The sequence below is a fragment of the Serratia sp. Je.1.23.a genome (genome assembly GCF_051129805.1).
In the GTDB taxonomy this organism is placed as follows: domain Bacteria; phylum Pseudomonadota; class Gammaproteobacteria; order Enterobacterales; family Enterobacteriaceae; genus Serratia; species Serratia liquefaciens.
In genome coordinates this window covers 210,439-226,477 of the sequence record NZ_JBCPSR010000005.1, presented here as the reverse complement: position 1 = coordinate 226,477, position 16,039 = coordinate 210,439, and the positions used below count along the sequence as shown (strand labels likewise).

General features: G+C 56.0%; 12 protein-coding genes. 9 read left to right on the top strand and 3 right to left on the bottom strand.

All coding sequences use genetic code 11. The annotated features are described in order from the left end of the window. Positions 1 to 17 precede the first annotated feature (17 nt). The 5 genes from zapE to sspB all read left to right on the top strand — a co-directional run bounded on the left by zapE (position 18) and on the right by sspB (position 3,739). Positions 18 to 1,145, top strand: coding sequence for a cell division protein ZapE (gene zapE / locus AAZT04_RS18390; protein WP_349525939.1), 1,128 nt, complete (start codon positions 18 to 20; stop codon positions 1,143 to 1,145). Between the two features lie 275 nt (positions 1,146 to 1,420). After that, complete coding sequence (gene rplM, locus AAZT04_RS18385; protein ID WP_020831840.1) at positions 1,421 to 1,849, top strand: 50S ribosomal protein L13; 429 nt, start codon at positions 1,421 to 1,423, stop codon at positions 1,847 to 1,849. Between the two features lie 15 nt (positions 1,850 to 1,864). After that, positions 1,865 to 2,257, top strand: a complete 393-nt coding sequence (rpsI, locus tag AAZT04_RS18380; protein ID WP_020831838.1) for a 30S ribosomal protein S9 — start codon at positions 1,865 to 1,867, stop codon at positions 2,255 to 2,257. A gap of 337 nt (positions 2,258 to 2,594) precedes the next feature. Next, positions 2,595 to 3,236, top strand: coding sequence for a stringent starvation protein SspA (sspA, locus tag AAZT04_RS18375; RefSeq protein WP_012147043.1), 642 nt, complete (start codon positions 2,595 to 2,597; stop codon positions 3,234 to 3,236). Between the two features lie 5 nt (positions 3,237 to 3,241). Continuing rightward, positions 3,242 to 3,739: a ClpXP protease specificity-enhancing factor gene (gene sspB / locus AAZT04_RS18370; RefSeq protein ID WP_046372555.1), complete on the top strand. Its 498-nt coding sequence runs from the start codon at positions 3,242 to 3,244 to the stop codon at positions 3,737 to 3,739. A 66-nt stretch (positions 3,740 to 3,805) separates the two neighbouring features. On the opposite strand, the gene AAZT04_RS18365 is transcribed toward sspB, so the two are convergent. From AAZT04_RS18365 to gltB, 3 genes are all read right to left on the bottom strand, one after another. Beyond that, positions 3,806 to 4,285: a hypothetical protein gene (locus AAZT04_RS18365; protein WP_020831834.1), complete on the bottom strand. Its 480-nt coding sequence runs from the start codon at positions 4,283 to 4,285 to the stop codon at positions 3,806 to 3,808. Between the two features lie 171 nt (positions 4,286 to 4,456). Then, positions 4,457 to 5,875: a glutamate synthase small subunit gene (locus tag AAZT04_RS18360; protein WP_044553650.1), complete on the bottom strand. Its 1,419-nt coding sequence runs from the start codon at positions 5,873 to 5,875 to the stop codon at positions 4,457 to 4,459. A gap of 11 nt (positions 5,876 to 5,886) precedes the next feature. Further along, positions 5,887 to 10,347: a glutamate synthase large subunit gene (gltB, locus tag AAZT04_RS18355; RefSeq protein ID WP_020831832.1), complete on the bottom strand. Its 4,461-nt coding sequence runs from the start codon at positions 10,345 to 10,347 to the stop codon at positions 5,887 to 5,889. A 695-nt stretch (positions 10,348 to 11,042) separates the two neighbouring features. Here gltB and AAZT04_RS18350 point away from each other — a divergent pair. From AAZT04_RS18350 to mtgA, 4 genes are all read left to right on the top strand, one after another. Beyond that, on the top strand, positions 11,043 to 11,969 hold the full coding sequence (locus AAZT04_RS18350; protein WP_116691671.1) for a TIGR01212 family radical SAM protein: 927 nt from the start codon (positions 11,043 to 11,045) through the stop codon (positions 11,967 to 11,969). Between the two features lie 104 nt (positions 11,970 to 12,073). Beyond that, a complete protein-coding gene (arcB, locus tag AAZT04_RS18345; protein WP_020831830.1) occupies positions 12,074 to 14,413 on the top strand; it encodes an aerobic respiration two-component sensor histidine kinase ArcB in 2,340 nt (779 codons plus the stop codon). Positions 14,414 to 14,650: 237 nt separating this feature from the next. Next, positions 14,651 to 15,304, top strand: a complete 654-nt coding sequence (elbB, locus tag AAZT04_RS18340) for an isoprenoid biosynthesis glyoxalase ElbB (protein WP_020831829.1) — start codon at positions 14,651 to 14,653, stop codon at positions 15,302 to 15,304. Beyond that, a complete protein-coding gene (gene mtgA, locus AAZT04_RS18335) occupies positions 15,301 to 16,032 on the top strand; it encodes a monofunctional biosynthetic peptidoglycan transglycosylase (protein ID WP_046372559.1) in 732 nt (243 codons plus the stop codon). The genes elbB and mtgA overlap by 4 nt, the downstream gene beginning before the upstream one ends. Positions 16,033 to 16,039 lie beyond the last annotated feature (7 nt).

Below are 16,039 nucleotides of genomic sequence, written 5' to 3'. Positions count from 1 at the left end.
TAGGGAACATCGAACAGATGCAGGCACAATCACCGTTATCACGCTACCAGCGGCTGCTTGCTGCGGGGGAATACCAGGCCGATGAGGTTCAACGCCAGGCCGTCACTCAACTGGATCATATCTATCAGGCCTTGCAGCAAATACCGGCCGTCAGTGCACCTGCCGGCGGTCTGCGCGGCAAGCTGAGCCGTTTGCTGGGCAAAAGCAGCGAAACGGCAAAACAGCGGCCGGTGCAGGGCTTATATATGTGGGGCGGGGTCGGGCGTGGCAAAACCTGGCTGATGGATATGTTTTTCCACAGCCTGCCGGGTGACCGCAAGCTACGGCTGCATTTCCACCGCTTCATGCTGCGGGTGCACGAAGAGCTGACCGAATTGCAGGGGCAGGAAAATCCGCTGGAAATCATCGCTGATGGTTTCAAGGCGCAAACCGACGTGCTGTGTTTCGACGAGTTCTTTGTTTCCGATATCACCGACGCCATGCTGCTGGCGACGCTGTTGCAGGCGCTGTTTTCCCGTGGCATCACGCTGGTCGCCACCTCCAATATTCCGCCGGACGATCTGTATCGCAACGGTCTGCAGCGCGCGCGCTTCCTGCCGGCGATCGACCTGATTAACGAGTATTGCGATGTGATGAACGTTGACGCCGGCATTGATTATCGTCTGCGCACCCTGACTCAGGCGCACCTGTATCTGACGCCGCTGGATGAACAAACCCGGCAGACCATGGATCAGATGTTCGTGAAACTGGCCGGCAAGAAAGGCGAGGCGGCACCGGTATTGCAGATCAATCACCGGCCGCTGCAGGTTATCCACGCGGTAGACGGCGTGCTGGCCGTTGATTTTCATACCTTGTGCGAGGAAGCACGCAGCCAGCTCGATTACATCGCCTTATCGCGCCTCTACCACAGCGTTATCCTGTATAATGTGCGCGTGATGGGGCCGTTGAAGGAAAATACCGCACGCCGCTTCCTGGCGTTGGTGGATGAATTTTACGAGCGTCACGTCAAGTTGGTGATCGCTGCCGAAGCCTCGATGTTCGAGATTTACCAGGGCGAGCGGCTGAAGTTTGAGTACCAGCGTTGCCTGTCACGTCTGCAGGAGATGCAAAGCGAGGAGTATCTCAAGTTGCCGCATCTGCCTTGATTGGCCGGGGGCGCCACCGCCGGCGTCCCCGATTTTCCGCTGCTGGCGATTAATTGCGTTTCCATTCAAAAAGCGTTCGATCTTTGTGAGCGACTTCTCTATAATCTTGCGACCCCACGTTACAACAAAGTTTTTTTTCCCAAAAACTTTATAGTGCCGGCAATGGCTATTCGAAGGGGTAGGTTTGCTGGACTTGTATGGTCGTGTGAGCCTCAACTGTTTTCGAGCGTTTGGGTGTTCACCAACGTGTAACTAATTATTGGGTAAGCTTTCTAATGAAAACTTTTACAGCTAAACCAGAGAGCGTTCAACGCGACTGGTACGTTGTTGATGCAGATGGTAAAACTTTAGGCCGTCTCGCTACTGAACTGGCTCGTCGTCTGCGCGGCAAGCATAAAGCGGAATACACCCCGCACGTTGATACCGGTGACTACATCATCGTTCTGAACGCAGAAAAAGTTGCTGTAACCGGCAACAAGCGTACAGACAAGGTGTATTACCACCACACCGGCCACATCGGTGGTATCAAGCAAGCGACCTTTGAAGAGATGATTGCCCGCCGTCCTGAGCGCGTGATTGAAATCGCGGTTAAAGGCATGCTGCCAAAGGGTCCGTTGGGTCGTGCAATGTTCCGTAAACTGAAAGTTTACGCGGGCAACGAGCACACTCATGCGGCACAGCAACCGCAAGTTCTTGACATCTAATCGGGATTATAGGCAATGGCTGAAAATCAATACTACGGCACTGGTCGCCGCAAAAGCTCCGCCGCTCGCGTTTTCATCAAGCCGGGCAGTGGTAACATCGTAATTAACCAGCGCAGCCTGGAACAGTACTTCGGTCGCGAAACTGCCCGCATGGTAGTTCGTCAACCGCTGGAACTGACTGACATGGTTGGTAAATTTGACCTGTACATCACCGTTAAAGGTGGTGGTATCTCTGGTCAAGCTGGTGCTATCCGTCACGGTATCACCCGTGCACTGATGGAGTACGACGAGACTCTGCGTGCAGAATTGCGTAAAGCTGGCTTCGTCACTCGTGACGCCCGTCAGGTTGAACGTAAGAAAGTCGGTCTGCGTAAAGCACGTCGCCGTCCGCAGTTCTCCAAGCGTTAATTTTTTACTGCTTCGGCAGTGGAATTTACGCAAAAAACCCGGTGCTTCACCGGGTTTTTTTATGCCTGAAAATCACGTCGCTGCTACTAAAATCTTTGGTATATCAGACAATTCAATACGAATTCGCCGCACAGCCCCCACAAAACAAGCAAAATCTGGTAAACTATCATCCACTTTTGCGCCTGTTCGCCATGCAGCAGTTATCAGTTTACCTCCGAGGCCGGTTTTTAAGACCTAAGGTTTAGCTGCGAGTTGCTGGCCTGCGGTCAAGATCATTCAGGATAGCAGCCTGTCAGTGGGCTATTCGCAGTATTTTCTAGATAACTTGGAGGTTTTCATGGCTGTCGCTGCCAACAAACGTTCGGTAATGACGCTGTTCTCTGGCCCGACCGACATTTTTAGCCATCAAGTACGTATCGTACTGGCGGAGAAAGGTGTCAGCGTCGAGATTGAGCAGGTTGAGTTGGATAACCTGCCGCAGGATCTGATTGACCTCAACCCGTACCAGACGGTGCCTACGCTGGTCGATCGCGAACTGACCCTGTATGAATCCCGTATCATCATGGAATACCTTGATGAGCGCTTCCCGCACCCGCCGTTGATGCCGGTTTATCCGGTCGCGCGCGGCGAGAGCCGCCTGATGATGCTGCGTATCGAGAAAAACTGGTATTCGCTGATGTACAAAATCGAGCAGAGCAACGGTCAAGAAGCTGAATCAGCTCGCCGTCAACTGCGCGAAGAGCTGCTGGCGATTGCCCCTATCTTTGGTCAGACGCCGTATTTCATGAGCGAAGAGTTCAGCCTGGTGGATTGCTACCTGGCGCCGCTGCTGTGGCGTTTACCGCAGTTAGGCATTGAGCTGAGCGGTGCTGGCTCCAAAGAGCTGAAAGGATACATGACCCGCGTGTTCGAACGCGATGCCTTCCTGGCCTCCCTGACCGAAGCCGAGCGCGAAATGCGCCTGCAGACTCGGGGCTAAGCGTTATGGATATGTCTCAGATGACACCACGCCGTCCGTATTTGCTACGGGCGTTCTATGACTGGTTGCTGGACAATCAGCTAACACCGCATCTGGTGGTAGATGTGACGCGTCCTGATGTGCAAGTGCCGATGGAATTCGCCCGCGATGGACAGATTGTTCTGAACATTGCGCCGCGTGCGGTGGGCAATCTGGAACTGGGCAACGACGAAGTGCATTTCAACGCACGTTTCGGCGGTGTGCCGCGTCAGGTTTCTGTGCCAATGGCAGCCGTGCTGGCGATCTATGCGCGTGAGAACGGTGCAGGCACCATGTTCGAACCGGAAGCCGCTTATGAAGCGGAAGGCGCGTTTGAAGGCCTGGACAATGAGACGATCCCATCGGAAAGCCTGATGTCGGTGATTGATGGCGATCGGCCGGATCTGAGTGAAGATAACGATTCGGACGATGAACCGCCTCCGCCGCCACGTGGTGGCCGCCCGGCACTGCGCGTGGTGAAATAACCTCGCGGTAGTGAACACCAAAGGTCGCTTCGGCGACCTTTTTTATTGCCTGCGATCCAGCTTGGCTTAGCTTTTCAATGAGGCGATACAGGCGTCACGCGGTGCACTGAGATCGCCGATACGGACGGTGGTGAGTGCATGGGTGGCGCGCTGCTTGAACGTGGTGATAGCGGTATCACCTTGCACTTCCGGCGGCGCGGTACAGATATCGTTGATCGGTAAGTTATTGCCTTTGTCGAGGGCATGCAGCACCGCCGCGGGGTTATAGACCAACGCGGAAGACAGGGCTGACTTCACGCCGGCGGTAAATGAGGCGTTACCGCCATTGGCCAGTTTAGGGGCCAGCGCGATCCAGTTATCGTCGCCCAGTTTGATGTTTTTTTCTACCGCGGCAAGCTGGCCTGCTTTAGCCAGTTGTGCTACCACCGACGCCGCACCGCGTGCCTCAATGTTATAACCCACTTCCTGAGAGTCGAGCGACATGGCCAGTGAATTGAAGCTGACAACCAGCAGTGCGCCAGTCAGTAAGGCAAAGGAGAATTTCATGGTTAGCTATCCTTATCAAGATATCAGACGCAGCAGCGCCCCTGAGTGATGCTAACTCAATACTATAGCGCGTTGGGCAAAAGGGGGTGTTACAAAGCGTGTGGGCTGCGGTGAAAAAACAAAGGCCCGGCAGTTTTGGCTGCGGGCCCTTGGGGGGAAGTCAGCGAAAAATTACACTTCCAGATAGCTCATGATGCCATCGGCGGCTTTACGCCCTTCGGCAATCGCCGTCACCACCAGGTCAGAACCGCGTACCGCATCGCCACCGGCGAAGATTTTCGGGTTGCTGGTCTGGAAGGCGTTATCGGTGCTTTCCGGTGCCACGATACGACCTTGCTTGTCGAGCTCGACGTCGTGGGCAGCCAGCCAGTCCATCTGGTGCGGACGGAAACCAAACGCCATGACCACGGCATCGGCATCGATAACGTGCTCGGAGCCTGGCACCTGTTCTGCAACCTGACGACCATTGGCGTCTGGCGCGCCCAACTGGGTACGAACCATTTTCACACCGGCGACGCGGCCGGCGCTGTTCAGTTCGATGCTCAGCGGCTGCAGGTTAAATTTGAAATCAACCCCTTCCTCACGCGCGTTTTTCACTTCGCGCTTGGAGCCTGGCATGTTGGCTTCATCACGACGGTAGGCGCAGATAACCTCGGTGGCGCCCTGACGGATAGAGGTGCGTACGCAGTCCATCGCGGTATCACCGCCGCCCAGTACCACCACGCGTTTGCCTTCCATGCTGACATACGGTTCATGCTGCTCGGCTTGATAACCCATAAGCTGTTTAGTGTTGGCGATCAGGAACGGCAATGCGTCATAGACTCCCGGCGCGTCTTCATTCTCCAGACCACCACGCATCGACTGATAAGTACCGACGCCGAGGAACACCGCGTCAAACTCACTCAGCAGCGTTTCCATGGCGATGTCTTTGCCCACTTCAGTGTTGAGTTGGAATTCAATGCCCATCTCGCTGAAGATGCCACGACGCTTCACCATCACTTCTTTTTCCAGCTTGAAGGCCGGAATACCGAAGGTCAGCAGGCCACCGATCTCGGGATGACGATCGTAAACCACCGCTTTCACGCCATTGCGGGTCAGCACATCGGCACAGGCCAGACCGGCAGGACCGGCACCGATCACCGCCACCCGTTTGCCGGTAGGCAGCACATGGGACATGTCCGGCTTCCAGCCCATTTCGATCGCTTTGTCGCTGATATAGCGCTCGATGTTACCGATGGTCACCGCACCGAACTCATCGTTGAGAGTACAAGAGCCTTCACACAGGCGATCCTGTGGGCAAACGCGGCCGCAGACTTCCGGCAGGCTGTTGGTCTGGTGCGCCAGATCCGCCGCCTCCATGATGCGACCTTCATTCGCCAGCTTCAGCCAGTTCGGGATGTAGTTGTGAACCGGGCATTTCCATTCGCAATAAGGGTTACCGCAAGACAGGCAGCGGTCCGCCTGCGCTTTCGCCTGAGTTTCCGAAAACGGCTCGTAAATCTCTACAAACTCAATTTTACGGATCTTCAGCGGTTTCTTTGGCGGATCAACGCGCTGCAGGTCGATAAATTGATAAACATTCTGACTCATTTAATGACCTCTTACTGCGCCTGAACCCGCAGCTCGGCTGCGGAACGACTACGGTGACCCAACAATGCTTTGACATCACTGGACTTCGGCTTGACCAGAGCAAACTTCGGTGCCCATTCCGGCCAGTTGGCCAGGATCTCTTCCGCACGCGAAGAACCGGTCGCCTGCACGTGCTCGGTAATCAATCCGCGCAGGTGCTCTTCATGAATTGCCAGTTGGTCGACATCCAACACTTCCACCAGTTCTGGGTTCACACGTTTACGGAACTCGCCGTCTTCATCCAGCACGTAGGCGAAGCCGCCGGTCATGCCCGCACCAAAGTTGATGCCGGTTTTACCCAGCACGCAGACGATGCCGCCGGTCATGTATTCACAACCGTTGTCGCCGATGCCTTCTACCACGGTGATGGCACCGGAGTTACGTACGGCGAAGCGTTCCCCCGCACGGCCCGCAGCGAACAGCTTGCCGCCGGTAGCGCCGTACAGGCAGGTGTTGCCGATAATGCTGGCTTCATGACTGCGGAACGCGGAGCCAATAGGTGGACGCACGGCGATACGGCCGCCTGCCATGCCTTTGCCAACGTAGTCGTTGGCGTCGCCGGTCAGGGTCAGTTCTACGCCGCCCGCATTCCATACGCCGAAGCTCTGGCCGGCGGTACCGGAGAAGTAGGCCTTGATCGGATCGGCCGCCATGCCCTGGTCACCGTGCACGGTAGCGATGGCTCCGGACAGGGTAGCGCCCACTGAACGGTCGGTGTTGCGGATATCGAAGTAGAAGGCTTTGCTGCTTTTCGCTTCAATATGCGGTTCCGCCTGCGCCAGCAGATCCTTGTTCATCAACCCTTGGTCGAACGGCGGGTTGCTGCTTTCGGTGCAATGCAGCGCCTTGCCCGGATGCGGCGTGGCGGTTTTCAGCAACGGCGACAGATCCAGCTTGTTCTGCTTGGCGGAGATACCGTCCAGTTCGGTCAGGAAATCGGTACGACCAATCAGATCCACCAGTTGGCTAACCCCTAACTGCGCCATGATCTCGCGGGTTTCGCGCGCGATAAACTGGAAGTAGTTGGTCACGCGTTCCGGCAGGCCGTGGTAATGATCGCGGCGCAGTTTTTCATCCTGAGTTGCCACGCCGGTAGCGCAGTTGTTCAGGTGACAGATACGCAAGTACTTACAACCCAGCGCCACCATTGGACCGGTGCCGAAGCCGAAGCTTTCCGCACCCAAAATTGCCGCTTTCACGATATCCACACCGGTTTTCAGGCCACCATCCACCTGCAGGCGGATTTTATGGCGCAGGCCGTTGGCCACCAACGCTTGCTGGGTTTCCACCAGGCCCAATTCCCACGGACAGCCGGCGTATTTCACTGAAGACAGCGGGCTGGCGCCGGTGCCGCCGTCGTAGCCGGCGATGGTGATCAGATCGGCATAGGCTTTCGCCACGCCGGTGGCGATGGTGCCCACGCCCGGTTCGGAAACCAGCTTCACCGAGATCATGGCCTTCGGGTTGACCTGTTTCAGGTCGAAAATCAGCTGTGCCAGATCTTCAATCGAGTAGATGTCGTGGTGCGGTGGTGGCGAAATCAGCGTCACGCCCGGTACCGAATAACGCAGCTTGGCGATATAAGGGGTAACCTTATCCCCCGGCAACTGGCCGCCTTCACCCGGCTTGGCTCCTTGCGCCACTTTAATTTGGATCACATCGGCATTCACCAGGTAAGCCGGCGTCACGCCGAAACGGCCGGATGCCACCTGCTTGATGCGCGACACTTTGTTGGTGCCGTAACGGGCCGGATCTTCACCGCCTTCGCCGGAGTTGGAGAAACCGCCGAGGCTGTTCATGGCGATTGCCAACGACTCGTGCGCTTCCGGGCTCAGGGCACCGATGGACATCGCTGCGGTATCGAAACGTTTGAACAGCGATTCAGCAGGTTCAACCTGATCAACCGGAATTGGCGTGCCCTTCGGCGTGATGGCCAACAGGTCGCGCAGCATGGCCACCGGGCGCTCGTTCACCAGCTTGGCGTAAGCCTGATAGTCGCTGTATTTGCCGCTGTGCACTGCCGTTTGCAACGTGCTCACCACGTCAGGGTTGTACGCATGGTACTCGCCGTCGTGGACGAACTTCAGCAGGCCGCCCTGTTCCAGCGGTTTACGTTTCAACCACGCACGCTTGGACAGGTTCTGCAGATCCTGTTGGATGTCGCTGAAGCTGGCGCCGCCGATGCGGCTGACCACGCCCTGGAAACACAAATCGGACAGATCGCGGTGCAGGCCGACGGCTTCGAACAGCTTGGCGCAGCGGTAAGAGGCGATAGTAGAGATGCCCATTTTGGACATGATCTTGTATAAGCCTTTATTGATGCCGTTACGGTAGTTCAGCATCACTTCACGGTATTTCTTGTCGATTGCCTGGGTATCTACCAATTTGGCCAGCGTTTCGTAAGCCAGGTAGGGGTAGACCGCCGTCGCGCCAAAGCCTAACAGCACGGCGAAATGGTGCGGGTCACGGGCACTGGCGGTTTCAACAATGATGTTGGCATCGCAGCGCAGGCTTTTCTCGACCAGACGGGTCTGGATCGCACCAACGGCCATTGGCGCAGGCACCGGCAGACGTTGGGGGGTGATGGCACGGTCTGACAGCACCAGCAGCACGGCACCGTCGCGGACTTTACGTTCCGCTTCGTCGCACAGCGAACGGATGGTCTGCTCCAGATCCTGCTCCGCTGGATCAAAGGTCAGATCGAGCGTGTCGGCCCGATAGTATTCGCCTTCCAGCGTAGTGAGCTGTTTGAAGTCGGAATACAGCAGGATCGGCGATTTAAAGCTTAAACGGTGCGCCTGGCCTTCGGCTTCGCAAAACACGTTCATTTCGCGGCCGATGCTGGTGGCCAGCGACATGACGTGCGCTTCGCGCAGCGGATCGATAGGCGGGTTGGTCACCTGAGCGAACTGCTGACGGAAATAGTCATAGATGATGCGTGGGCGGCTGGACAGTACGGCAAACGGGGTATCGTCACCCATTGAGCCGGTAGCTTCCTGGCCAATCTCCCCCAGCACGCGGATCACCTGATCCAGTTCTTCGCTGCTGTAGCCGAACTGTTTCTGGTAAGTCTCGAGCTGCGAGTCGTCAAGCTCACGACTGCCGACCTGATCGGCCGGCAGGTCTTCGAACGGCACCAGCCGCTTGACGTTCTTTTCCATCCACTCTTTATACGGGTGGCGGCTTTTCAGATCGTCGTCGGTTTCGGCAGAGTGCAGGATCTTGCCGCTGCGGGTATCGATCACCATCAGCTCGCCAGGGCCCACGCGGCCTTTCTCGACCACTTCATCCGGCTGGTAATCCCAGATGCCGACTTCAGAGGCACAGGTAATCAGCTTGTCTTTGGTGATGACGTAGCGTGCCGGACGCAGACCGTTACGGTCCAGGTTACAGGCGGCGTAGCGGCCGTCGGACATCACGATACCGGCAGGGCCGTCCCACGGCTCCATGTGCATCGAGTTGAAGTCGAAGAAGGCACGCAGATCGGTATCCATATCCGGGTTGTTCTGCCAGGCTGGCGGAACCAGCAGGCGCATGGCGCGGATTAAGTCCATACCGCCTGCCAGCAACAGCTCCAGCATGTTATCCAGCGAGCTGGAGTCGGAACCGGTTTCGTTAACGAAAGGCGCTGCCGTTTGCAGATCCGGGATCAGCGGCGTCTGGAATTTATAAGTACGGGCGCGCGCCCATTGGCGGTTGCCGGTGATGGTGTTGATTTCGCCGTTGTGCGCCAGGTAGCGGAACGGCTGCGCCAGCGGCCAGCGTGGTACGGTGTTGGTGGAAAAACGCTGGTGGAACAGGCAGATGGCCGACTCCAGACGCAGGTCCGCCAAATCAAGATAGAAACGGGGCAGATCCGCAGGCATGCACAGGCCTTTATAGATCGTCACCAGATTCGAGAAGCTGCATACATAGAAGCTGTCGTCCTGGACGCGCTTCTCGATACGGCGGCGCGCGATAAACAGGCGGCGTTCCATATCGCGTGGGCGCCAACCGGCCGGGGCGTTAACGAAAATCTGTTCAATACGCGGCAGGGAGGAGAGGGCAATTTCACCCAAAACGTCTGGGTTGGTCGGCACTTCACGCCAGCCAACAACCGACAGCGTTTCGTTCTGCAGCTCTTCTTCTACAATGCGGCGGCTGGCACGGGCTTCCTCTTCGTTCTGGCTGAGGAACATCATGCCAACGGCGTAGTTCTTGGCTAAGCGCCAGCTGCGCTCTTCCGCCACCATGCGGAAAAAGCGGTCGGGCTTTTGTAATAACAGGCCGCAACCGTCGCCAGTCTTGCCGTCAGCAAGGATTGCGCCACGGTGCTGCATGCGGGCCAGTGCGTGAATCGCGGTACGCACGACCTTATGGCTAGGTTCGCCTTCTATGTGGGCGATCAGGCCGAAACCACAGTTGTCCCGCTCTTGGGATTTATCGTACAACATATCAGTGAACCTCCCCAGGCTCTGCGTGACTCTCACAACCGACTCACGAGCGGGCTTCTCAACGTCAGGCAGAAGTCCAATCAGCAAGCTGAATATCGCCGATCTGCTTTTCCGCCCTCCGTCAATGGCCTCTCGTGATGGTGCTCACAAGTGGTAAATGACTTGTTTTAAGAGGGAGTCTTAAATTACTGCATAAATATGACGAGACGTTTGCCCGTCCAGAAAGCTTCCAGCGGACTTCCAACTTAGCGAGAAAGAATACGCAGGTCAAATATAGGCCTAAGGGGGTTTTTTAATGAAATAACTGTATTTAATTATTTGATATTAATTGTTTTTTGGCGTTTTTTAAGCTTGCATGGAGGAGTGTCATACCCCGAAGAAATGTGAGCTGTCTCACTATAGTGCAACGCCTGAATCTCTGCACCATGCTAGTGCGGGTGGGAATGTCAGAGTTTTATTCTAATAACTTATTCTTTTTTGTTTTTTACAACTATTTTTCATCGCTTTGTCATACTGGCGTTAACGGTTGCGTGGAAATAAGAAAAATTCATCTCGGCCAAGATGATTTTATTTGCATTTATAATGAATAGTTATGCTTGGTGAAGCCTTGCGGAGAAAGCGTTGATCTCTGTCATCGCGGGAAAAGCCGTTTTTTATTAGCATCACGGGCTTTGAGCACAGAGACCTCCAAGATTATGCAGTTGCCGCAATTAGTCAATATGTTTGGTGCCGACCTTCAGCGGCGATACGGCGAAAAGATCCATAAACTCACCCTGCACGGCGGGTTCAGTTGCCCGAATCGCGACGGCACGTTGGGGCGTGGTGGCTGTACCTTCTGCAATGTCGCTTCTTTTGCCGATGAACAGATGCAGCATCAAAGCATCGCCGAACAGTTGGCGCTGCAGGCCGGCAGGGTGAATCGCGCAAAACGCTACCTGGCCTATTTCCAGGCCTATACCAGTACTTATGCAGAAGTGAATCTGCTGGCGGAGATGTACCGCCAGGCGCTGGGACAGGCGGATATGGTCGGCATTTGTGTTGGAACCCGGCCGGACTGCGTGCCACCTGCCGCCCTGGATCTGCTGGCGAGTTACCGCGAAAAAGGCTACGAAGTGTGGCTGGAACTCGGGCTGCAGACGGCGCACGATAAAACGCTAAAGCGCATTAACCGCGGCCACAATTTCTCCTGTTATCAGCACACCGCCCGGCTGGCGCGCGAACGCGGGCTGAAGGTGTGCAGCCATCTGATTGTTGGGCTGCCGGGGGAAAGCGCCGCCGAACATCTGACCACGTTACAACGGGTGGTGGACAGCGGCGTGGATGGCATCAAGCTGCATCCGCTGCACATCGTGACCGGCAGCACGCTGGCGCGGGCCTGGCAGGCGGGCCGGTTGCCTGAACTGTCGCTGGAGGCATACGCCGCCAGCGCCGGAGAGATGATCCGCCACACGCCGAAGGAGGTGGTATATCACCGTATTTCCGCCAGCGCGCGTCGGCCGACGCTGTTGGCACCGTTATGGTGCGAAAACCGCTGGAACGGCATGCAGGCGGTCGGCGGCTATTTGCAACGCCATGGCGGGCAGGGCAGCCGATTGGATGAAAAGCAGCAATATCGCCCTTGATCGCTGTTTTGATTTGCAATCTTTCCCACACTTCGACGTTTGCTTCCTTATCTCCTCGGTGTTTTACGGTATGATTTAGACGATTCTGTCTGATGGGAGCGGCTATGAAGCAAATCCGGGTGTTAGCCCAGTACTACGTTGATTTAATGGTAAAACTGGGGCTGGTACGCTTTTCGCTGCTGCTGGCGTCGGCGCTGGTGGTGCTGGCGATGGTGGTGCAGATGGCGGTGACCATGCTGCTGCGCGGCGAAGTGGAAAGCATCGACGTGGTGCGCTCAATCTTCTTCGGCCTGTTGATTACGCCCTGGGCAGTCTACTTTCTGTCGGTGGTGGTCGAACAGCTTGAAGAATCACGCCAGCGCCTGGCGCGGCTGGTAGATAAGCTGGAAGAGATGCGCCACCGCGATCTGGAGCTGAACCAGCAGCTTAAGGACAACATCAGCCAGCTGAATCAGGAAATTGCCGATCGTATCAAGGCGGAGGAAGAACGCCAGCAGGTGATGGACAAGCTGACGGAAGAGATGGAACAACGTGAACTGGCGCAAATCGAACTGGGCCAGCAGTCGGCGCTGTTGCGTTCTTTCCTCGATGCCTCGCCGGATCTGGTGTATTACCGTAACGAAGACAAAGAATTCTCCGGCTGTAACCGGGCGATGGAGCTGCTGACCGGCAAAAGTGAAAAACAGCTGATTGGCCTGACGCCGTATGACGTTTACGGCCAGGAAATCGCCGAAAAGGTGATAGAAACCGATGAGAAAGTGTTCCGACACAACGTTTCGCTGACCTACGAACAGTGGCTGGTCTATCCGGATGGGCGGAAGGCCTGTTTTGAGCTGCGCAAAGTGCCGTTTTACGATCGCGTTGGCAAACGGCATGGGCTGATGGGCTTCGGCCGCGATATAACCGAGCGTAAGCGCTATCAGGACGCGCTGGAGAATGCCAGCAGGGACAAGACCACCTTCATCTCCACGATCAGCCACGAGCTTCGTACGCCGCTTAACGGCATTGTCGGGCTGAGCCGCATTCTGCTCGATACCGAGTTAAACGACGAACAGCTGAAATACCTCAAAACCATCCATGTCAGCGCCATTACCCTGGGCAATATCTTCAACGACATTATCGAGATGGACAAGCTTGAGCGGCGCAAAGTGCAGCTCGACAATCAACCGGTAGATTTCACCGGCTTCCTGGCGGACCTGGAAAACCTCTCCGGTCTGTTGGCTCAGCCGAAAGGCCTGCAGTTTGTGATGGAGCCGCAGCAACCGCTGCCGCAGCAAATCATCACCGACGGTACCCGCCTGCGTCAGATCTTGTGGAACCTGATCGGCAATGCGGTGAAGTTCACGCCGCAGGGGCAAATTGTGGTCCGCGTACGCCGCGAAGAGCAGGATCGGTTGGTGTTTGAGGTGGAAGACTCCGGCATGGGGATTCCGAAGGATGAGCAGGACAAAATCTTCGCCATGTATTATCAGGTCAAGGACCAGCACGGCGGCCGTCCGGCGACCGGCACCGGCATTGGGCTGGCGGTTTCCAAGCGCTTGGCGCAGAGCATGGGCGGCGATATCACAGTCAACAGCGTGCAAGGGCACGGTTCTTGCTTCACTTTGACCATCCAGGCGCCGGCGGTGAAGGAAGCGGAAAGTGAAACGCAGGCGGAGGAGGCCCTGCCATTACCGGCGCTGCATATTCTGCTGGTCGAAGATATCGAGCTGAACGTGATTGTGGCGCGTTCGGTGCTGGAGAAGCTGGGCAACAGCGTCGAAGTAGCGATGAACGGCAAGGATGCGCTGGCGATGTTTGATCCAGACGAGTTCGATCTGGTGTTGCTGGATATCCAATTGCCGGACATGACCGGGCTGGATATCGCCCGGTTGCTGCGAGAGCGCTATGCCGGACAGGCGCTGCCGCCGCTGGTTGCATTGACTGCCAACGTGCTGAAAGACAAAAAAGAGTATCTCGACGCGGGGATGGACGACGTGCTGAGCAAGCCGCTGTCGGTGCCGGCGCTGACCAAGGTGATTAAACATTACTGGGATCATCAACCCTCTCACACCACAAAGAAAATGGAGCAAAAGACGATGCAGATTAATGAGTCTTTACTGGATACCACCATGCTGGAACAGTACATGGACCTGGTGGGGCCGCAGTTGATCCATCAGAGCCTGGAGATGTTTGAGCAAATGATGCCGGGCTATCTGGCGGTGTTGGATTCCAATATGACCGCGCGTGACCAGAAAGGCATCACGGAAGAAGGGCACAAAATTAAAGGTGCAGCGGGTTCGGTGGGGCTGCGTCATTTGCAACAGCTGGCACAGCAAATTCAAACCCCGACGTTGCCGGCGTGGTGGGATAACGTGCAGGACTGGGTGGATGAGCTGAAGCAGGAATGGCGTAACGACGTGCAGGTATTACGGGCGTGGGTAGCGGAAGCTGAAAAAAAATGACCCCGACCTAGGCCGGGGTGCGCGAATATTGCGCCAACACCAGGGAAATTGTGAACCTGCGTATTGGATTTAGTGTTCTGGTCGAGCAGGTTGTAGAGAATTCCTAAACATCATACAGCCAACAACATAGCAAATGTAAGCGCTCTTGTTAGAAGATTCATTAAAATGTGTGATGTAGATTAGTGTTTGACTACTCCGAGCACTAACCAGTTGACAGTATCAACAGGAGGAAGGGTGATGAAAAACGTGGGTGTAGTGCTGAGTGGCTGCGGGGTTTATGACGGTACGGAGATCCATGAGGCCGTCCTGACGCTGCTGGCGTTGGACCGGGCAGGCGCACAGGCGGTGTGCTTTGCGCCTGATAAACCTCAACTTCATGTTATTAATCACTTATCTGGTGATGAAATGCCAGAGGCGCGCAATGTTTTGCTGGAGTCCGCACGCATTGCCAGAGGCAAGATCCAGCCGCTTTCACAGGCCGATGCCGACCAACTGGACGCCCTGATTGTCCCCGGTGGGTTTGGCGCTGCGAAGAACCTCAGCAGTTTTGCCAGCGAAGGGGCGGAATGCTGGATTGATAAAGATTTAGCGAAGCTAACGCAACAAATGCATAAGGCAAATAAACCAATTGGTTTTATGTGCATCGCGCCGGCGCTGCTGCCAAAGTTGCTGGATCAACAAGTGCGGCTGACCATTGGCAACGATCCTGACCTCGGTGAAGTGATTGATGCCATGGGCGGTGAGCCGGTCATTTGCCCGGTTGACGATATCGTGGTGGATATTGAGAACAAAGTGGTGACCACGCCGGCCTATATGTTGGCGAAATCGATCGGTGAGGCCGCCCGCGGGATTGATAAGCTGGTTTCACGGGTGCTGGATTTGGCTGAATGAGAAAATCTGTGGGCAAATCGATGCTATCCCGGCCATGGTTTTGGCTGAAACGCGGATTGATCGCAGTGGTTGGCGCCTGGCTGCTGGGTATCCTGGTATTTGCTTTTTTACCGGTGCCTTTTTCTGCGGTGATGGTCGAGCGGCAGATCGGTGCCTGGCTGAGAGGCGATTTTGGCTATGTGGCGCACTCCGACTGGGTGTCGATGGACGATATTTCCCCGCAGATGGCGCTGGCGGTGATGGCGGCGGAGGATCAGAAGTTCCCGGATCACTGGGGTTTTGACGTGGCGGCGATAGAAAAGGCGTTCAGCCACAATGAACGTCGACCCACGCGCATTCGTGGCGCTTCTACGCTGTCGCAGCAAACCGCGAAGAACCTGTTCCTGTGGGACGGCCGCAGTTGGTTGCGCAAAGGGTTAGAGGCCGGTTTGACCTCCGGCATCGAACTGGTGTGGACCAAGCGCCGGATCCTGACGGTATACCTGAATATCGTGGAGTTCGGCGACGGCGTATTCGGTGTAGAGGAAGCGTCACGGCGCTACTTCAATAAACCGGCCAAGCGTCTGACTGCATCGGAGGCTGCACTGCTGGCGGCGGTGTTGCCCAATCCACATCGCTTCAAGGCCAATGCGCCTTCCGGCTATGTCATACAGCGACAGCAGTGGATCATGCGCCAGATGCGCCAGTTGGGTGGGGAAGGTTTCCTGAAAGAGAATAAGCTCGATTAACCTGATG